General features: G+C 70.2%; 16 protein-coding genes. 7 read left to right on the plus strand and 9 right to left on the minus strand.

All coding sequences use genetic code 11. The annotated features are described in order from the left end of the window. Nucleotides 1-89: 89 nt before the first annotated feature. The 6 genes from AC07DC_RS28960 to AC07DC_RS28985 all read right to left on the minus strand — a co-directional run bounded on the left by AC07DC_RS28960 (nt 90) and on the right by AC07DC_RS28985 (nt 7,264). Nucleotides 90-1,484 carry an NAD(P)/FAD-dependent oxidoreductase gene (locus AC07DC_RS28960; RefSeq protein ID WP_478917447.1) on the minus strand — a complete coding sequence of 465 codons (1,395 nt, stop codon included), beginning with the start codon at nt 1,482-1,484 and terminating at the stop codon, nt 90-92. 63 nt (nt 1,485-1,547) lie between these two features. Beyond that, nucleotides 1,548-2,336 (minus strand): ABC transporter permease, encoded by a 789-nt coding sequence (locus tag AC07DC_RS28965; protein ID WP_478917448.1) that lies wholly within the window; start codon nt 2,334-2,336, stop codon nt 1,548-1,550. After that, nucleotides 2,336-3,277: an ABC transporter permease gene (locus tag AC07DC_RS28970; RefSeq protein ID WP_478917449.1), complete on the minus strand. Its 942-nt coding sequence runs from the start codon at nt 3,275-3,277 to the stop codon at nt 2,336-2,338. The genes AC07DC_RS28965 and AC07DC_RS28970 overlap by 1 nt, the downstream gene beginning before the upstream one ends. Next, nucleotides 3,274-4,422 carry an ABC transporter ATP-binding protein gene (locus AC07DC_RS28975; RefSeq protein WP_478917450.1) on the minus strand — a complete coding sequence of 383 codons (1,149 nt, stop codon included), beginning with the start codon at nt 4,420-4,422 and terminating at the stop codon, nt 3,274-3,276. The genes AC07DC_RS28970 and AC07DC_RS28975 overlap by 4 nt, the downstream gene beginning before the upstream one ends. A gap of 38 nt (nt 4,423-4,460) precedes the next feature. Next, the gene (locus AC07DC_RS28980) at nt 4,461-5,702 is read right to left on the minus strand and encodes a polyamine ABC transporter substrate-binding protein (protein WP_478917452.1); all 1,242 of its coding nucleotides are present in this window, start codon (nt 5,700-5,702) and stop codon (nt 4,461-4,463) included. Nucleotides 5,703-5,749: 47 nt separating this feature from the next. Further along, on the minus strand, nt 5,750-7,264 hold the full coding sequence (locus AC07DC_RS28985; RefSeq protein ID WP_478917453.1) for a gamma-aminobutyraldehyde dehydrogenase: 1,515 nt from the start codon (nt 7,262-7,264) through the stop codon (nt 5,750-5,752). 293 nt (nt 7,265-7,557) lie between these two features. Between AC07DC_RS28985 and AC07DC_RS28990 the strand changes: the two genes are divergently transcribed. Continuing rightward, nucleotides 7,558-9,240 carry a PucR family transcriptional regulator gene (locus tag AC07DC_RS28990; RefSeq protein ID WP_478917455.1) on the plus strand — a complete coding sequence of 561 codons (1,683 nt, stop codon included), beginning with the start codon at nt 7,558-7,560 and terminating at the stop codon, nt 9,238-9,240. A 12-nt stretch (nt 9,241-9,252) separates the two neighbouring features. Here AC07DC_RS28990 and AC07DC_RS28995 read toward each other — a convergent pair whose 3' ends face one another. Beyond that, nucleotides 9,253-10,245 carry a DUF4190 domain-containing protein gene (locus AC07DC_RS28995; protein ID WP_478917456.1) on the minus strand — a complete coding sequence of 331 codons (993 nt, stop codon included), beginning with the start codon at nt 10,243-10,245 and terminating at the stop codon, nt 9,253-9,255. 121 nt (nt 10,246-10,366) lie between these two features. Between AC07DC_RS28995 and AC07DC_RS29000 the strand changes: the two genes are divergently transcribed. Together AC07DC_RS29000 and AC07DC_RS29005 are read left to right on the plus strand one after the other, a co-directional pair. Next, a complete protein-coding gene (locus AC07DC_RS29000) occupies nt 10,367-11,410 on the plus strand; it encodes an adenosine deaminase (RefSeq protein ID WP_478917457.1) in 1,044 nt (347 codons plus the stop codon). Beyond that, complete coding sequence (locus AC07DC_RS29005; protein WP_478917458.1) at nt 11,401-12,129, plus strand: glycerophosphodiester phosphodiesterase; 729 nt, start codon at nt 11,401-11,403, stop codon at nt 12,127-12,129. Before AC07DC_RS29000 ends, AC07DC_RS29005 begins: the two co-directional genes overlap by 10 nt. On the opposite strand, the gene AC07DC_RS29010 is transcribed toward AC07DC_RS29005, so the two are convergent. After that, nucleotides 12,071-13,243, minus strand: a complete 1,173-nt coding sequence (locus AC07DC_RS29010) for a polyamine ABC transporter substrate-binding protein (protein WP_478917459.1) — start codon at nt 13,241-13,243, stop codon at nt 12,071-12,073. The genes AC07DC_RS29005 and AC07DC_RS29010 overlap by 59 nt on opposite strands. A 188-nt stretch (nt 13,244-13,431) precedes the next feature. After that, a complete protein-coding gene (locus AC07DC_RS29015) occupies nt 13,432-14,868 on the minus strand; it encodes a gamma-aminobutyraldehyde dehydrogenase (RefSeq protein WP_478917460.1) in 1,437 nt (478 codons plus the stop codon). A gap of 189 nt (nt 14,869-15,057) precedes the next feature. Between AC07DC_RS29015 and AC07DC_RS29020 the strand changes: the two genes are divergently transcribed. From AC07DC_RS29020 to AC07DC_RS29035, 4 genes are all read left to right on the plus strand, one after another. Then, the gene (locus tag AC07DC_RS29020; RefSeq protein WP_478917462.1) at nt 15,058-15,546 is read left to right on the plus strand and encodes an Lrp/AsnC family transcriptional regulator; all 489 of its coding nucleotides are present in this window, start codon (nt 15,058-15,060) and stop codon (nt 15,544-15,546) included. Nucleotides 15,547-15,548: 2 nt separating this feature from the next. After that, nucleotides 15,549-16,910 carry an aspartate aminotransferase family protein gene (locus tag AC07DC_RS29025; protein ID WP_478917463.1) on the plus strand — a complete coding sequence of 454 codons (1,362 nt, stop codon included), beginning with the start codon at nt 15,549-15,551 and terminating at the stop codon, nt 16,908-16,910. 253 nt (nt 16,911-17,163) lie between these two features. Next, nucleotides 17,164-17,892 carry an ABC transporter ATP-binding protein gene (locus AC07DC_RS29030; RefSeq protein WP_478917464.1) on the plus strand — a complete coding sequence of 243 codons (729 nt, stop codon included), beginning with the start codon at nt 17,164-17,166 and terminating at the stop codon, nt 17,890-17,892. Then, entirely contained in the window at nt 17,874-19,034 is a 1,161-nt protein-coding gene (locus tag AC07DC_RS29035; protein WP_478917465.1) for a hypothetical protein, read from the plus strand. Before AC07DC_RS29030 ends, AC07DC_RS29035 begins: the two co-directional genes overlap by 19 nt. Nucleotides 19,035-19,173: the final 139 nt, after the last annotated feature.

The following is a 19,173-nucleotide window of genomic DNA, read 5'->3' on the forward strand; positions in this document are numbered from 1 at the left end:
GCGCCGACTCACGGACTCACGCAGCAGACCGCCAAGATCTGAAACGAAAGGCGACACACGAGGCGAGCCACCACCTCAAAACCACCTCACTAGCTGTCGAAGCCCAGTCCCGCCTTGTCCATCGCCTTCAGCCACAGGTTGCGCCGGCCGCCGTTGCGGTCGGCGCGGTCCAGTGACCACTTGGTGAGGCCGATCCCGACCGAGGTGAACGGCTCGGGCGGGAACGGCATCGGCTTGCTGCGGACCATCCCCAGCTCGGTGCGCTCGGTGCGCTCCCCGGACAGCAGGTCGAGCATGACGTCCGCGCCGAACCGGGTGGCACCGACGCCGAGGCCGGTGTATCCCGCCGCATAAGACACCCTTCCGCCGTGGGCGGTTCCGAAGAACGCCGAGAAACGGGAGCAGGTGTCGATCGCGCCGCCCCAGGTGTGGGTGAAGCGCACGCCCTCCAGCTGCGGGAAGCAGCGGAAGAAGTGCCCGGCGAGCTTGAGGTTGGTCTCCGGGCGCTGGTCGCGTTCGGCGGAGAGCCGGCCGCCGTAGGGGTAGATGGCGTCGTAGCCGCCCCACAGGATCCGGTTGTCGGCCGTGAGCCGGAAGTAGTGGAACTGGTTGGCGCTGTCGCCCAGTCCCTGGCGGTTCTTCCAGCCGATGGAGGCGAGCTGCTCCTCGCTGAGCGGCTCGGTCATCAGCGCGTAGTCGTACACCGGGACGATGTACGGCCGCACCCGCTTGACCAGCGACGGGAACACGTTCGTGCCGAGGGCGACCTGCCGGGCGAAGACCCGTCCGTACGGGGTGCGTACGGCCATGCCGGCGCCGTTCGCGGTCAGCGCGGTGGCACGGGTGTGCTCGTAGACCCGGACACCCAGCCCGAGGCAGACGCGCTTGAGGCCCCAGGCGAGCTTGGCCGGATGCACCATCGCGACGCCGGTGCGGTCCCACAGGCCGCCGAGGAACGTCGGTGAGTCGACCTCGGCGCGGACCTGGTCCTGGTCGAGCAGCTCCAGCGCGACGCCGTGCTCCATCGCCTGCTCGGCGGCCTCGTGCAACTCCTCGACCTGGTGCGGCTCGGTGGCCACGTCGAGCTCACCGGTGCGCTCGAACTCGCACTCCAGGGAGTAGCGGGCGACCGCCGCCTCGATCTCGTCGAGGTTGCGGTTCCCGAGCTCCTCCAGTCGCGCGAATTCGCCGGGCCAGCGGGTGATCCCGTTGGACAGGCCGTGGGTGAGGCTGGCGGCGCAGAAGCCGCCGTTCCGCCCGGAGGCGGCCCAGCCGATCTCGTTGCCCTCGATCAGCACCACATCGCGCGACGGGTCGCGCTCCTTGGCGAGCAGGGCGGTCCACAGCCCGGAGTAGCCGCCGCCGACCACCAGCAGGTCGCAGTGCTCGTCACCGGTGAGCGCGCCGAGCGGCTGCGGCTTGCCGGGATCCTCCAGCCAGAAGGGTGTCGGCCGCGCGTCTGCGAGCGAACGGGCTGGGTCCATCTGTTCTCACACCTTTTGGTGATCGGTTCGGTTCTGGTCGATCGGGTACGGACGTGCCGGTTCTTACGCGCGGGCCTTGCGCCGATTGCCGAGCAGCTGCCCGGCGACGACGACGAGGACCGCGATCACGAACATCGCGGTGCCGATCACATTGATCTGCACCGGGGTGCCGCGTTGCGCCGAGCCCCAGACGAACATCGGGAACGTCACCGTCGATCCGGCGTTGAAGTTCGTGATGATGAAGTCGTCGAAGGACAGGGCGAAGGAGAGCAGGGCGCCCGAGGCGATACCGGGTGCCACGAGCGGGAGGGTAACCCGCAGGAAGGTCTGGAGCGGGGAGGCGTACAGGTCCTGCGCGGCCTGCTCCAACCGCGGGTCCATGCTCATCACGCGGGCCTTGACCGCCGTGACGACGAAGCTCAGGCAGAACATGATGTGCGCGATGAGGATGGTCCAGAAGCCGAACGGGACGCGCATGTTGAGGAAGAGCGTCCCCAGCGAGGCGGCCATCACGACCTCGGGCATCGCCATCGGCAGGAAGATCAGCATGTTGGTCGTACCGCGCGCCTTGAAGCGGTAGCGGGCCAGCGCGAAGGCGATCATCGTGCCCAGCACGGTGGCGCCGATCGTGGCCCACAGCGCGATCTGCAGGCTGAGGCCGAGCGAACCGCACATGTCGGCGACGTCGCAGGGGTGCTCCCAGGCGTCGGTGGAGAAGCGTGTCCACTCGTAGTTGAAGCGCCCGTTCGGCTTGTTGAACGAGAACACCATGACGACGAGGTTGGGCAGGATCAGGTACGCGAGGCAGAGCACGCCCGCGAAGACCACCAGGTTCTTCCGTATCCAGCGCATCAGACCAGCTCCTCCGTTCCGGCCTTGCGGATGTAGAACATGACCATCGCGAGGATCACCGCCATCAGGATGAAGGACAGGGCGGCGGCCGTCGGGTAGTCGAGCACGCGCAGGAACTGGGACTGGATGACGTTGCCGATCATCTTCTGGTTGGTGGTGCCCAGCAGTTCGGCGTTGATGTAGTCGCCGGTCGCCGGGATGAAGGTGAGCAGGGTGCCCGCGACAACGCCCGGCATGGAGAGCGGGAACGTCACCTTGCGGAAGACGGTGAAGGGCTTGGCGTACAGGTCGCCGGCGGCTTCGTGCAGCTTGCCGTCGATGCGCTCCAGCGAGGTGTAGAGCGGCAGGATCATGAAGGGCAGGAAGTTGTACGTCAGACCGCAGATCACCGCGAGCGGTGTGGCCAGTACGCGGTCGCCCGAGGTGATGCCGAGCGACGACGTCAGATCCAGGATGTGCAGGCTGTTGAGGGTCTGCACCACGAATCCGCCGTCGGCCAGGATCGTCTCCCAGGCGAGGGTGCGGATCAGGAAGCTGGTGAAGAACGGCGCGATGACCAGGATGAGGATGACGTTGCGCCAGCGGCCGGCCCGGAAGGCGATGGTGTAGGCGAGCGGGTAGCCGATCGCCAGGCACAGCACGGTCGCAATGGCGGAGTACTCGAACGAGCGCAGGAACTGCGGGTAGTACTCGGTCAGCGCGTCCCAGTACGTCGCGAAGTGCCAGGTGACCTTGAAGCCCGCTTCCAACGAGCCGGTCTGCACGGACGTGGACGCCTGGTAGATCATCGGCGCCACGAAGAACACCAGCAGCCAGGCGATGCCCGGCAGCAGCAGCCAGTACGGCACCCGGCGCTTGCGTCCGGCGGCCCGGCTCATCGCGGCCGGGACCGGGGCCGGAGCCTCCGGCGCGGCGGGCGGCCGGTCGGTGACGGTGCTCATGCGGCTTCCACCTCCTGCACACCGGCGTCGATGTCCTGGGCGGCGTCGAGGCCGAAGGTGTGCGCGGGGTTCCAGTGCAGGACGACGGGGGCGCCGGGCACCAGCCGCGAGTCGCGGTCGACGTTCTGCACGAAGACCTCCAGCTCCTGGCAGACCGGGCTGTCGATCACGAACTGGGTGGAGACGCCGATGAAGCTGGAGTCGACGATGCGGCCGGGTATCCGGTTGCGGCCGTCGGCTATCGCGTCCTCGTCGTCGCGGTGCGCGACGGAGATCTTCTCGGGGCGCACCCCGGCCAGCACGCGGCCGCCGACGGCAGTCTTCGCCGAACAGCGCGCGGTGGGCAGCGCGAGCTTCTGGCCGCCCGCGACGAGCAGCAGGTCCTCGCCGGAGGCGCCGGTGACCTCGGCCTCGATGAGGTTGGAGGTGCCGAGGAAGTTCGCGACGAACGTCGATCCCGGGTTCTCGTACAGGTCGGCGGGGGCGCCGAGCTGCTCCACGCGCCCCCCGTTCATCACCGCGACGGTGTCGGCCATGGTCATGGCCTCCTCCTGGTCGTGGGTGACGTGCACGAAGGTGATGCCGACCTCGGTCTGGATGCGCTTGAGTTCCAGCTGCATCTGGCGGCGCAGCTTGAGGTCCAGGGCGCCGAGCGGCTCGTCGAGCAGCAGCACCTTGGGGTGGTTGATGAGCGCGCGGGCGACCGCGACGCGCTGCTGCTGGCCGCCGGAGAGCTGGTGCGGCTTACGGCGGGCCATGGTGCCCAGCTCGACGAGTTCCAGCATCTCGTCGACCTGCTTCTTCACCGACTTGATGCCGCGCCGGCGCAGGCCGAAGGCGACGTTCTCGTAGATGTCCAGATGCGGGAAGAGCGCGTAGTTCTGGAAGACGGTGTTGACCGGGCGCTTGTACGGCGGGAGGGCGGTGACGTCCTCGCCGGCCAGTGAGACGGTGCCGGAGGAGGGGTCCTCCAGGCCCGCGATCATGCGCAGGGTCGTGGTCTTGCCGCAGCCGGAGGCGCCGAGCAGGGCGAAGAAGGAGCCCTGCGGAATGGTGAGGTCGAGCGGGTGGACAGCGGTGAACGCGCCGTACCGCTTGCTGATCCCGGAGAGGATGACCTCGCCGCCGGAGGAGTCGTGTGTCATGGGGTCGCTTCCCGTAAGTCGTCAGTCGTCAGGTGCGGTCAGGCGCCGATGAGTTTGGAGAACTTCTGCTCGTACGCGGTCTCCTCGGCGGCTGACAGCAGGCGGAAGGAGTGCGTCTTGGCGGCCATCGCGGCGTCCGGGAGGATCAGTGTGTTCGCGGCCAGCGCCGGGTCGATCTTCGCCAGCTCTTCGCGTACGCCGGCCACCGGGCAGACGTAGTTGATGTAGGCGGCGAGCTGGGCCGCGACCGGCGGCTCGTAGTAGTAGTCGATGAGTCGCTCGGCGTTCTTCTTGTGCCGGGCCTTGTTGGGGACCACCAGGTTGTCGGTCGACGAGAGGTAGCCCGCGTCGGGGAAGACGTACTCGATGTCCGGGTTGTCGATCTTCAGCTGGACAAGGTCACCGGCCCACGCGAGACACGCGGCCATGTCGCCCTTGGAGAGGTCGGCGGTGTAGTCGTTGCCGGTGAAGCGGCGGATCTGCTTGGCGTCGACGGCCTTCTGCACCCGGGCTATCGCCGCGTCGAAGTCGTCGTTGGTGAAGGAGGCGGGATTCTTGCCCATGTCCATCAGCGTCATGCCGACGGTGTCCCGCATCTCGGTGAGCATCCCGACCCGGCCTTTGAGCTCGGGATCGTCGAGAAGCTGGGAGACGGAGGTGACCTTGCGGCCCTTGGTCGCCTTCTTGTTGTAGGCGATGACGGTGGCGATACCGGTCCACGGGTACGAGTACGCGCGGCCCGGGTCCCAGTCGGGGCTGCGGAACCGCTGCTCCAGGTTGGCGTACGCGTGCGGCAGGTTGGACGGGTCGAGCTTCTGCACCCAGCCGAGCCGGATCATCCGGCCGGCCAGCCAGTCGGTGAGCACCATCAGGTCGCGGCCGGTGTCCTGGCCGGCGGCGAGCTGCGGCTTCACCTTGCCGAAGAACTCGACGTTGTCGTTGATGTCCTCGGTGTACTTGACGCCGATGCCGGTGCGCTTGGTGAAGGCGTCCAGCGTCGGACGGTGCTTTCCGTCGTCGGTGACGTCGATGTACTCGGTCCAGTTGGAGAAGTTGACCATCTTCTCCGAGCCGGAGTGGTCCGTCGTGACGGCGGCGTCCTGCTGGCCGCCCGCGGCCGGGATTCCGCAGCCGGTGAGTCCGGTCAGCCCGGCGGTCGCCACGGCGCCCAGACCGGCGGCGCGCAGCAGCGACCGGCGGGCGAGGGCACCACGCCCGTTGGTCATGCTGCGCTGTATCGCCGCGAGCTGGGGCGGCGAGAGTGTCTCGTACTGCTCCATGCGCTGTGCCCTTCCGAGGGTGTTCAGCCGGGGGGGTCTGACCGGGGTTATCGGTCTCCGAAGATCGTGCGGTGCCAGTCCTTGCGGACGATCGCGGTGTTGTCGTACATCACGTGCTTGACCTGCGTGTACTCCTCGAAGGAGTACGCCGACATGTCCTTGCCGAAGCCGGACGCCTTGTAGCCGCCGTGCGGCATCTCGCTGAGGATCGGGATGTGGTCGTTGATCCAGACGCAGCCCGCCTTCATCTCGCGGGTGGCGCGGCTGGCGCGGAAGACGTCCCGGGTCCAGGCGGACGCGGCCAGGCCGTACGGGGTGTCGTTGGCCAGTGCCAGCCCTTCGTCGTCGCTGTCGAAGGGCAGGACGACGAGTACCGGACCGAAGATCTCGGACTGGACGATCTCGCTGTCCTGCGCGGCGCCCGTGATGAGGGTGGGGCGGTAGTACGCGCCCGCCGCGAGCTTGTCGCCGGGTGCCTCGCCGCCGGTGACGACGGTGGCGTAGGCCCGGGAGCGGTCGACGATCGCCGCGACGCGGTCCCGCTGGAGGTGCGAGATGAGCGGGCCGAGGTCGGTCGAGGGGTCGAAGGGGTCACCGAGCCTGATGCCGGCGAAGAGGTCGGCCACGCCGGCGACGAACACGTCGTAGAGCGGCCGCTGGACGTAGGCGCGGGTGGCGGCGGTGCAGTCCTGGCCGGTGTTGATCAGGGAGCCGGCGACGGCTCCGTGCACGGCGGCTTCGAGGTCGGCGTCGTCGAAGACCACGAAGGGCGCCTTGCCGCCGAGTTCGAGGTGCAGCCGCTTGACGGTGCGGATGGCGATCTCGGCGACGCGCTTGCCGACGCCGGTCGAGCCGGTGAAGGAGGTCATGGCGACGTCGGGGTGGCCGACGAGGTGCTCGCCGGCTTCCTTGCCCGCGCCGCTGACGATGTTGACCACGCCGTCCGGGATACCGGCCTCGGTGGCCGCACGGGCGAACATCAGCGAGGTCAGCGGGGTCAGCTCGGCGGGCTTGAGCACGATGGTGTTGCCCGCGGCGATGGCCGGCAGGACCTTCCAGGCCGCCATCTGCAGCGGGTAGTTCCAGGGCGCGATCGAGCCGACGACGCCGACCGGCTCACGGCGTACGTAGGAGGTGTGGTCGGCCGAGTACTCCCCGGCGGCCTTGCCCTCCAGGTGGCGGGCGGCGCCGGCGAAGAACGCGGTGTTGTCGACGGTGCCCGGTACGTCGAACCCGGCACTCAGCCGCAGCGGCTTGCCGCACTGCAGCGACTCCGCGAAGGCCAGCTCGTCCGCCTGCTCGGCCAGCACCTCGGAGAAGCGGTGCATCGCGGTGGAACGCTCTCCGGGGGTGGCACCGGACCAGCCGGGGAGGGCCGCCTTCGCGGCGGCGACGGCGGCATCCACGTCCGCGGCCCCGGCGAGCTCATACGTGTACACAGCGTCACCGGTGGCCGGGTCGACCACGGAGTGGGCCTGGCCCGAGGTACCCGGCCGCGACGCTCCGGCAATGTACTGGGCCCCGTCCGCGAACCGGTCCTTCACGTCGAAACGGTGGTCCATGGTGTCTCCTCGCATCCGCTTGGCACCGTGGCCGAAGACTGGATTGGTGGCTGATCCTGGCAGAGTAGCCTTGGGCCAACAAGGGATTCCGTTGTTGCCTTTTGGTTACGCGACGAAATCTGTCTTCCGTGATCTGCCACACAATGGCTTTCCCCGGCGTCCCGAGGCACGATGCCGGAGGGCTGCGCGCGGCGTAACCGTCACACCGCAACCGGTGGCGCGGAGAGCTTTACACTCTGCCCCCGGCATGGCTTCAGGCCACGCCGGACGCCGTCCCGACCGGAGGTCACACCGTGTTTCCCACCGTCGCCCAGGTCCTGGAACTCGACGCGCTGCGCCGCGGCGCGCCGCGGGTCGTCGCGGGCGCGGCCGGGCTGCACCGGCCGGTGCGCTGGGTGCACATCAGCGAGCTGGCCGACATCGCGGGGATGCTGCAGGGCGGCGAGCTGGTGCTGACGACCGGCGTCATGCTCCCCGAGGACAAGGAGTCGCTGGCCCAGTACATCGACGCTCTCGCGGACGTCGGCGCGGCGGGGCTGGTGGTGGAACTGGGCCGGCGGTACGCGGACGTGCTGCCGCGGCCCCTGGTCAGGGCCGCCGAGCGGCGCGGGCTGCCGCTGGTCGCGCTGCGCACCGAGGTGCGCTTCGTCAGCGTCACCCAGGCGGTGCACGCCCATGTGGTGGACGCGCAGCTGACCGAGTTGCGGGCCTCGGAGGCAGTCCACCAGACCTTCAACGAACTGTCCGTGGAGGGCGCCGAGGCCGACGAGGTCGTCCGGGAGGTGGCCCGCATGGCCGGCGCTCCGGTCGTTCTGGAGAACCTCTCGCACCAGGTGCTCGCCTTCGACCCGGCCGGCCACGACCCCGAGGCGCTGCTGGACGGCTGGGAACGGCGCTCGCGCGGTGTGTCCCCGGCCGGCAGGACCGGATACGACCGGCGGGCCGGCTGGCTCGTCACCTCGGTCGGCGCCCGCGGCCGCGACTGGGGCCGGCTCGTGCTGGTGGGCGAGCCCGGCCCGCCGCCGCGCACCTCGGGCGAGGGGCGCCCGGTCACGACGACCGGACCGCACCGGCACGCAGTCCTTCTCGAACGCGGCGCCGCCACCCTCGCCCTCAACCGGCTGCTGGAACGCGACCGCGAATCGCTCGAACGCCAGACCCACCGCACGCTGCTCTCCGGAATCCTCACCCACGCGCTGACCGTCTCCGACGTCGCGCTGCGCGCACGGGCGCTGGGCGTGCCGCTCGAAGGACGCCGGCTGGTCGGCGTCATGCTGCGGCTGCGCGGCGGTCCCGCGTCGGCGGCGCTGGAGGCGCAGTCCCGGCTGCGGGACTTCACCGAGAACGTGGCGCTCGCGGTGCGCGAGCGCGGGCTGACCGCGCTGACCGGGGCGCTCGACGACGGCGCGGTGGGCGTCCTGGTGTCGCTGGGCCCGCACGACGAGGAGCACCAGGCGCTGGAGGGGTTCGCCGCCGCTCTCGACCGGATCGTCGATCCGGCGTCCGAGGCGCCCGCGTTCGTGATGGCGGCCGGCTCCTCGGTCGGCTCGCTGCGCGACGCACGGCGCACCCTGCTGGAGGCGGCGCAGGTCGCCGACGCCGCGCTGCACGGCTCACCGGGCGGCGGGGAGCGGCGCCGGGCCGGGACGTACTACCGGCTGCCGGACGTGCGGCTGCGCGGACTGCTGCACCTGCTGCGCGACGACGCCCGGCTGCAGACCTACGTCGAGCGCGAGCTGGGCCCGCTGCTCGCCCATGACGCGGAACACGGCTCCGACCTGGTCCGCATCCTCACCGTCTATCTGGACAACGGCCGCAACAAGTCGGCGGCGGCCGATGCCGCGCACCTGTCCCGCCCCTCGTTCTACGACCGGCTGCACCGGGTCGAACGGATCCTGGGCGTCGACCTCGACCAGGTGGAGTCGTGCCTGTCCCTGCACGTCGCGCTCCTGGCCCTGGAGGCGGTACGCCGCTAGCGGCGGCCGGTCCTAGGAGGCGGGAACGGGAACGGGCACGTCCCAGTACGCGTAGTCGTAGGAGTCGCCCGGCGAGACATCGACCTCGACGGACTCGGTGTCGGCGTCGGGGATGACGACGATGAAGTCCAGCGACCGCTCGGCGCCGGGGGCGAGCTGGCCGCTGAAGCCGTCCTGCCCCGAGATGTCCTTGAGCGGGTTGTCCGCCTGGTCCGCGTACGCGGACACATCCGCGTAGTCCAGGTTCTGCGCGTCGCCGCCGGTGTTCTTCAGTGTGACGGTGAACTTCACCGCGCTGTCGCCGCCCTCGGCACTCTTGGCGGTCTGCGCCGGGCCCGGGTCCTGCACATCGGCGACCGTGACCTGGAGCCCGCCGTCGTACTTGGCGGTCTCCCCGACGGCCAGCGGTGATCCGTAGCTGCCCTGGTCGGGCTTGCGCATCCCGTCGCCCTCGTCCAGCCAGCCGTTCCCTATCGACACGCCTATGGTGATCAGCATTCCGGCGGAGAGCACGGTCGCGATGATGCCGAGGATCAGCCCGGCCAGCGCCTGGCCGGGGTTGGTCGACTCGCCGCGCTTGGCGATCCGCCGTCCGACGATCCCGAAGATGATCGCGGCGATGCCCAGCGGAGCGCCGATGACCGCGAAGAAGCACATGACCGACAGCACCGCGCCGACGATGCCCAGCACGAGCGCGGTGAGGCCGTAGCCGTTGCGCGGCGTGGGGGTCCAGCCGTACGGGCCCATCGGGTACCCGGGGTAGCCGGGATAGCCCGGGTACCCGCCGCCCGCGCCCGGGTACTGCTCGAACGGCGGGAAAGGACCCGGGTAGGCGCCCGTCTGGTCGTACGGAAGGCCTCCGGCGTACCGATCCGTTCCCGGAGCCAGCGGCGGGAGCGGCGGACCGTCGTCCGCCGGGCTCGGCCCCGGTCCGGCCTGCGGCGGGACGTCCGCGGGCGGCGCCCATGGGTTGCGGGGCGCGGGGCTGTCGGGCTGGTCGGACATTGCGGCCTTCCTCTGACTACGTCCGGCAATGCTATGGCCTGCGTACGGCGGGGGAAGGCCCTCGCACAACGACGGGTGCCGTCTACGATGGCTCCACCGCTGACTTGCCTGGAGGATCCGCATGACCGACACAGCACCCGGACGCGTACCCGGCCTCGACACCTTCATCGCCGGGCTGCCCAAGGCCGAGCTGCATGTCCACCATGTCGGATCCGCGTCGCCGAGGATCGTCGCAGAACTGGCCGCCCGCCACCGGGACTCCCGGGTTCCCAGCGATCCCGCCGCCCTGGCCGAGTACTTCACCTTCCGTGACTTCGCGCACTTCATCGACGTGTACCTGTCCGTCGTCGACCTGATCCGTGACGCCGAGGACGTGCGGCTGCTGACCTTCGAGGTCGCCCGCGACATGGCCCGGCAGAACATCCGCTACGCCGAGCTGACCGTCACCCCGTACTCCTCGACCAACCGCGGCATTCCCGACCGCGCCTTCGTCGAGGCGATCGAGGACGCCCGCAAGGCCGCCGAGTCCGAGCTCGGCGTCGTCCTGCGCTGGTGCTTCGACATTCCCGGCGAGGCGGGTCTCGCCTCCGCCGAGGAGACCGCGCGGATCGCGACCGAGCTGCAGCCCGAGGGGCTGGTCAGCTTCGGGCTCGGCGGCCCGGAGATCGGTGTGCCGCGCCCGCAGTTCAAGCCGTACTTCGACCGGGCCCGCGCGATCGGCCTGCACAGCGTCCCGCACGCCGGCGAGACCACCGGCCCGGAGACCGTCTGGGACGCGATCAACCTGCTCGGCGCCGAGCGGATCGGGCACGGCACCAGCTCGGTCCAGGACCCCCGGCTGCTGGAGCACCTGGCCGAGCACCGCATCGCGCTGGAGGTCTGCCCGACCTCCAACATCGCCACCCGCGCGGTCCGCACGCTCGACGAGCACCCGCTGCGGCAGATGGTCGAGGCCGGTGTCCTGGTCACCATCAACAGCGACGACCCGCCGATGTTCAGCACCGACCTGAACAACGAGTACGCGATCGCCGCCCGCCTGCTGGACCTGGACGCGGCCGGCGTCGCCGGTTTGGCGAAGAACGCGGTCGAGGCGTCGTTCCTCGACGCACCGGGCAAGGCGCGGCTCACCGCGGAGATCGACGCCTACACGGCGGCGTGGCGCTAGCCGTCGCCCATCGCGGCGACCCGTACCACCACCGCGAGAACACCCTCCCGTCGCTGCACTCCGCCCTGCGGGCGGGCGCCGACGCGGTGGAGATCGACGTACGCCTCACCCGCGACGGCGTCCCGGTGCTGCTGCACGACCCGACGCTGAAGCGGCTGTGGGGGCACCGGGACGCCGTCGCCGAGCTCACCGCCGAGCGGCTGCGGCAGCTCACCGCCGGCGGCGTACCCACGCTGCACGACGCGCTGACCACCGTCACGAAGCACGGGACCGGCCGGGCGCTGCTCGACCTGACCGCCGCTGACCAGGCCGGTCCTTCGGTGGCCGCCGTGCGGGACGCGGGAGCGGAGTCCCGCACGTACTTCTGCGGCGAGGCCGGCGCCATGCTCGCCGTGCGGCGGCACGACCCGGCCGCCGAGATCGCCCTGACCTGGAAGACCTCGGCGCTGCCCGCCCGGGCGCTGCTCGACGCCGTCCGGCCGCACTGGATCAACCTGCGGTTCGGGCTGATCGACCCTCCGCTGGTGCGCTGGGCGCACGAGCGGGACCTGCTGGTGGCGGCCTGGACCGCCGACCTGCGCCGCACCATGGCGCGGCTGCTCGGCCTCGGCGTCGACTCGATCACCACCAACCGACTGGACGTCCTGCGCGAGCTGCAGGTCACAGCCCGACGATCAGGTTCCAGCGGTTCTCGAACTCCGGGCGCTCCTCCGGCGTGATGTCGCGGGCCACCACGAGCCGCTTGCGCATCTCGTCGTCCGGGAAGATCAGCGGATCCTCGGCCAGGGCGGCGGTGTCCTCGTCCTTGGACGAGGCGAGCACGTCGCGGGCGGCCGGCACCGGGCAGACGTAGTTGACGTAGGCGGCGAGTTCGGCCGCGACCTCGGGGTCGTAGTAGTAGTCGACGAGCGCCTCGGCGTTGCTCTTGTGCTCGGCCAGGTTCGGGACCATCAGGCTCTCGGCCCACAGTTCGGCGCCCTCCTGGGGCACGACGAACTCGATGTCCGGGTTGTCGGACTGCAGTTGGACGACATCGCCGGAGTACGCCTGGCAGGCCAGCACATCGCCGGACGACAGGTCCTTGGTGTAGTCGTTCCCGGTGAAGCGCCGGATCTGCTTGCTGTGCACCAGGGAGGCGACCTGGTCCGTCATCCGGTGGAAGTCGTCCGCCGTCCACTTGCGCACGTCGACGCCCTGCCCCTGCATGAGCAGCGCGAACGCCTCGTCCATCCCGGACAGCAGCGTCACCTTGCCCTTGAGGTCCGGTGCCCACAGGTCCGACACGTGCTTGATCTCGCGGCCCAGTGCCTTCTTGTTGTAGGCGATGCCGGTGATCCCGGACTGCCACGGCACGGCGGACCGGCGGCCCCGGTCGAAGGCGGGGTCGCGCAGCAGCGGGTCCAGGTACTTGGTGACGTTGGGCTGCCGGGCGCGGTCCATCTCCTGCACCCAGCCGAGCCGTACGTACCGCGCGGCCATCCAGTCGCTGACGACGATCAGGTCGCGGCCGATGTCCTGGTGGTTCATCAGGGCGGGGCTGATCTTCCCGAAGAACTCGTCGTTGTCGTTGATCTCCTCGGTGTACTGGACCTTGATCCCGCTGTGTGCGGTGAAGGCGTCGAGCGTCGGCCGCTTCTGCGCGTTCTTCTCGTCGACGTCGATGTAGAGCGGCCAGTTGGCGAAGTTCAGCTTCTTGTCCTGCGCCGAGCGGTCGCGTGCCGCCCGGTCCGCCGCGTCTATGTGTGCCGGCGGTACGCCGCATGCCGAGGCGGCTGCCAGCAGTCCTGCCAGCCCGAATCCACGCAGCACCGAACGACGGGAGAGATCACTCATGCGGGCCACCCTCCCTTCCGCCGGATGCCCGGGGCAACCAGCGATCCGTCAGCCCTACACCCCAACTGCCTGACACTGTGTCTCGCGGGCCTGGACGTGCGACGGCCCCGGACGCGATGTGCGCGTCCGGGGCCGGGGTGCCGCTGCGGGCCGGGCCGGTGTGCCGCTTTCGCGGGCCGGGGGCCGGGTCAGCCGTCCAGGGACGTCATGACGTGCTTGATGCGGGTGTAGTCCTCGAAGCCGTACGCGGAGAGGTCCTTGCCGTAGCCGGACTTCTTGAAGCCGCCGTGCGGCATCTCGGCGACCAGCGGGATGTGGGTGTTGATCCACACGCAGCCGAAGTCGAGGCGCTTGGACATCCGCATCGCGCGGCCGTGGTCCTTGGTCCACACCGAGGAGGCGAGGGCGAACTCGACGCCGTTGGCGTACTCGACGGCCTGCTCCTCGTCGGTGAAGGGCTGGATGGTGATGACGGGTCCGAAGACCTCGTTCTGGATGATCTCGTCGTCCTGCTTGAGGCCGGAGACGACGGTCGGGGCGTAGAAGTAGCCCTTGTCGCCGACCTGGTGGCCGCCCGCCTCGACCTTGGCGTGCGCCGGCAGCCGCTCGATGAAGCCGCTGACCTGGGCGAGCTGGTTGGCGTTGTTCAGCGGGCCGTAGAGCACGTCCTCGTCGTCCGCGGCGCCGGTCTTGGTGTCGGCGGCGGCCTTGGCGAGCGCGGTGGTGAACTCGTCGTGGATCGACTCGTGGACGAGCACGCGGGTGGCGGCCGTACAGTCCTGGCCGGCGTTGAAGAAGCCCGCGACCGAGATGTCCTCGACGGCCTTGGCGATGTCGGCGTCGCCGAAGACCACGACGGGCGCCTTGCCGCCGAGCTCCAGGTGGACGCGCTTGACGTCCTTGGCGGCGCTCTCGGCGACCTGCATGCCGGCGCGGACGGAACCGGTGATGGAGGCCATCGCCGGAACGTTGTGCTCGACCATGGCGCGGCCGGTCTCGCGGTCGCCGCAGACGACGTTGAAGACGCCCTTGGGCAGCACCTCGCCGAGGATCTCGGCGAGCAGCACCGTCGAGGCGGGGGTGGTATCGGACGGCTTGAGGACGACGGTGTTGCCCGCGGCGATCGCCGGGGCGAACTTCCAGACGGCCATCATCATCGGGTAGTTCCACGGCGCGACCTGCGCGCAGACGCCGACCGGCTCGCGGCGGACGATGGAGGTCATGCCCTCCATGTACTCGCCGGCGGAGCGGCCTTCGAGCAGCCGGGCCGCGCCCGCGAAGAAGCGGATCTGGTCGACCATCGGCGGCACTTCCTCGCTGGCGGTGAGGCCGAGCGGCTTGCCGGTGTTCTCGCTCTCCACGGCGACCAGCTCCGCCGCCCGTGCCTCGATCGCGTCGGCGACCTTCAGCAGGGCCCGCTGGCGTACCGACGGTGTGGCGTCGCGCCAGGCCGGGAACGCTGCCTCGGCGGCGGCCATCGCGGCGTCGACGTCGGCGGCGGCGGACAGCGGCGCGGTGGCGTAGACCTCACCGGTGGCCGGATTGACCACATCCGTGGTCCGCCCGTCGGCGGCGTCGCGGAACTCTCCATTGATGTAGTTGCGCAGACGCTTGAGCTCGCTCACTGCACCTCTCCTGTCCTGTGTCCGATGGGTGAGACGCTTCCAGAGTAATCGAGCCTAGTCGCATCACTGCCGTGTTCGACATACCCAGATCGCCAGAACGATGGAATCAGTGAGATTCGAGCACAAGAACTACGAATTTCATCGTTCAGGGGTTGCGGGACCGTCGACCTCTCCTGCACAGTGGGGCTCGTGGCCACTCGTAGTACAGATCCGAAGAGCACCAACACCTCCGGAGTGCTCGACTCCGTCTCCAAGGCGATCATCGAGCAGCTCCAGGAGGACGGGCGCAGGCCCTACGCCGCGATCGGCAAGGCCGTGGGCCTGTCCGAGGCGGCCGTACGGCAGCGCGTCCAGAAGCTGCAGGACCAGGGCGTCATGCAGATCGTCGCCGTGACCGATCCGCTCACCGTCGGATTCCGTCGGCAGGCGATGGTCGGCATCAACGTCGAGGGTGACATAGAGCCGGTCGCCGACGCCCTCGCCGAGATGGGCGAGGTCGAGTACGTCGTCATCACGGCGGGTTCCTTCGATCTGCTGATCGAGATCGTCTGCGAGGACGACGACCACCTGCTGGAAATGATCAACAAGAGGATCCGCGCGCTGCCCGGCGTGCGGACCACCGAGAGCTTCGTTTACCTGAAGCTCCGGAAGCAGACCTACACCTGGGGAACCAGATAGCCATGAACGCGGACCTCTCGAAGACCGCGTACGACCACTTGTGGATGCACTTCACCCGCATGTCGTCGTACGAGAACGCCCCTGTGCCGACCATCGTGCGCGGCGAGGGCACGTACATCTACGACGACAAGGGCAAGAAGTACCTCGACGGCCTCTCCGGGCTGTTTGTGGTCAACGCCGGTCACGGCCGCCACGAGCTCGCCGAGACCGCGTACAAGCAGGCTCAGGAACTGGCCTTCTTCCCCATCTGGTCGTACGCCCACCCCAAGGCCGTGGAACTGGCCGAGCGGCTGGCGAACTACGCCCCCGGCGACCTGAACAAGGTCTTCTTCACCACCGGTGGCGGTGAGGCGGTCGAGACCGCCTGGAAGCTCGCCAAGCAGTACTTCAAGCTCACCGGTGAGCCGACCAAGTACAAGGTCATCTCCCGTGCGGTCGCCTACCACGGCACCCCGCAGGGCGCCCTGTCGATCACCGGTCTGCCGGCCCTCAAGGCCCCGTTCGAGCCGCTGGTCCCCGGTGCCCACAAGGTGGTCAACACCAACATCTACCGCGCCCCGATCTTCGGCGACGACCCGGAGGCCTTCGGCCGGTACTGCGCCGACCAGATCGAGCAGGAGATCCTGTTCGAGGGTCCGGAGACCGTCGCCTGTGTCTTCCTGGAGCCGGTACAGAACGCCGGCGGCTGCTTCCCGCCGCCGCCCGGGTACTTCCAGCGGGTCCGCGAGATCTGCGACAAGTACAACGTGCTGCTCGTCTCCGACGAGGTCATCTGCGCCTTCGGCCGCCTCGGCACCATGTTCGCGTGCGACAAGTTCGACTACGTCCCGGACATGATCACCTGCGCCAAGGGCATGACGTCGGGGTACTCCCCGATCGGCGCCTGCATCATCTCCGACAAGCTCGCCGAGCCTTTCTACAAGGGCGAGAACACCTTCCTGCACGGCTACACGTTCGGTGGCCACCCGGTCTCCGCGGCCGTCGGTCTCACCAACCTCGACATCTTCGAGCGCGAGGGCCTCAACCAGCACGTGCTCGACAACGAGGGCGCGTTCTTCAACACGCTGAAGAAGCTGCACGACCTGCCGATCGTCGGTGACGTCCGCGGCAACGGCTTCTTCTACGGCATCGAGCTCGTCAAGGACAAGGTCACCAAGGAGTCCTTCACGGACGAGGAGACCGAGCGCGTCCTGTACGGCTTCCTGTCGAAGGCGCTCTTCGAGAACGGTCTGTACTGCCGTGCCGACGACCGTGGCGACCCGGTCGTCCAGCTCGCGCCGCCACTGATCTCCACCCAGGAGACCTTCGACGAGATCGAGGGCATCCTGCGCGCCGTCCTCACCGAGGCGTGGACCAAGCTCTGACCGCTTCGCGGTGCTTCCCCCCGGCGCGCCGGGCGGCCCTTTCGCGGGTCCGCCCGGCGCGTTTCGGCGTTTCGGCGTTTCTTGGGCCTGGCGGCGTTCCCTGGGCCGGGCGGCGGATGCGGCCGTCCGGGCGACCCGTACGCCGTGGCTCACCCGATCGGGTCCGGGCAATCCTTAGCCTGCCAACGCAGTGACCGGTCTCCCCCGCATTCGTTGACCGACCAGGGGGAACGACTCGCGGAGGTAATCGGCAATGGTGGCCCCGCCCGACAACGACGTGCTCTGGGCCCGCGCCCTGCGTCACTCCTTCCAGGGTTCTCCCGCGCTGCTCGGCGTCTCGCTGGGTGTGCGCGAGGGCGAGATCCTCGGCCTGCTGGGACCGCGCGGCTCCGGCAAGACCACCCTGCTGCGGTGCCTGGCCGGGCAGTTGCTGCCCGACCAGGGCGAAGTGTGGTTCAACAGCGCACCCGTGCACACCCTCCCGCTCGCGGCGCGCGAGCGCCTGCGCCGCGACCGGTTCGGCTGGATCGGCAGCACCCCGCAACTGCTGCCGGAACTCACCGCCCGGGAGAACGCCGCCCTGCCGCTCCTGCTGTGCGGCATTGCGCACCGCACGGCCAAGACCACCGCCCAGGAGTGGCTGGACCGGCTCGACGTCGGCTCGGTCGCCCGCAAGCGGCCCGCGGAACTGCTCCAGGCGCAGCGCCAGCGGGTGGCCATCGCCCGCGCCCTGGTCACCCTCCCCGAAGTGGTCTTCGCCGACGAGCCCACCGCGCCGCTGCACCGCGCGGACCGCGGCCAGGCCCTGCGGATGCTGACCAGCGCCGCCCGTTCGCACGGCATCACCGTGGTGCTCGCCACCATCGATCCCGAGGTCGCCGCCGCGGCCGACCGGGTCATCACCCTGGTCGACGGGCGGCCGGCTGCCGCCATGCCCGCCCAGGACCGGGAGGGTGCCGCGTCGTGCTCAGCCTCCGTGTAGCGCGCGGATCCGCCCCGACGGTCCTGCTCCGCCGCCTGCTGGTCGCCGCCGCGTCCGCGGGCACCGGCTTTCTGCTGCTCGCCGCGCTCGGCTTCGCGTTGGGACACCCCGGCGACCCGTCGGCGTCCGGCGCCCGGCTCGCCTGGTGCGTGGTCCCGTTCGCCGCCGCCCTGCAGCTCTCGGTGGCGGTCTCCAGGAGCGAACCCAGCGGACGGCTGCACTCCGGGCTCGCCGCGGCCGGGCTCGGCCGCGGCGGGGTGCCACTGCTCGCCGCCGCGACCACCGCGCTGTCGTGCGCGCTGGGCAGCGCCGTCGCGCTGGTGGTCTTCCTGCTGGTGCGCGGCGGGACGGGCCCCGACGGGCTCGGCGCCGACCGACCGCTGCCCGTCGCGGGCTCGCTGACGCTGCTCGCCGCCGTACCGCTGCTCGCCGCGGCCGCCAGCGCCGCCAGCCTGTGGCCGCGCCGGACCGCCCCCGCGGCCCCGGCGACGGCCGACACCGACGACCCGGGCGCGCTCTCCGCGGTCACCGCCCCCGCCGGTCTGCCGTGGGGCGCCGCGCTCACCGCCATCGGCCTCGCCATCGAGGTGACCGCCGACAACCTGAGCCGCTCGACCGCGACCGACCTGCTGCCGCTGCCCGGCGGCCTCGGCAGCGCCGCCCCCACCGTGCTGGCCGGCTGGGTGCTGACCGCGGCCGGCATGGTCCTGGCCGGCCCCGGACTCGTCCACGCCTGCGGGCGCCTGCTGGCCCTCCACCGCCCCGGCGCGCTGCGGCTGCTCGCGGGCCGCGCCCTCCAGGAGGAGTCCCGCCGGATCGGCCGTCCGGTCGGTGCGCTGTGCGCCGCCACCTCCGGGGCGCTGGCCGCACTGGATCTCTACGGCACCGGCGACCGGCGGCTCGGCCCGCTCACCGGCTTCGCCGCCGCCCTGATCATCGTCTGCACCCTGGCAACCGCGCTCACCGCCGCCATCGAGGCCCGGCGCACCCGCGAGCACTCCACCGCCGCCCTCGTCCAACTCGGCGTCCCCGCGAGCCTGCTGCGCTCCGCCGCCGGACTGCGCTGCGCGACGGTGCTGGTGGCGGTCCTCCCGCTGACCGTCCTCATCGCCCAGCTCGCGGTGTCCCCGCTGGCGACGTAGGGCCGCGGTCCGGCTGCCGCTAGTGCTCTGGCCGGAAAGGTTTGCCTGGTTCGCGGCGGCCGGCGCGGTGCATCGCAAGGCGGAGGATCGTCCTCGTACCGGGCGTACTCGGACGACTCCGACAACGCAGCGAGGTGCC

The organism is Streptomyces sp. NPDC045021 (genome assembly GCF_056432645.1).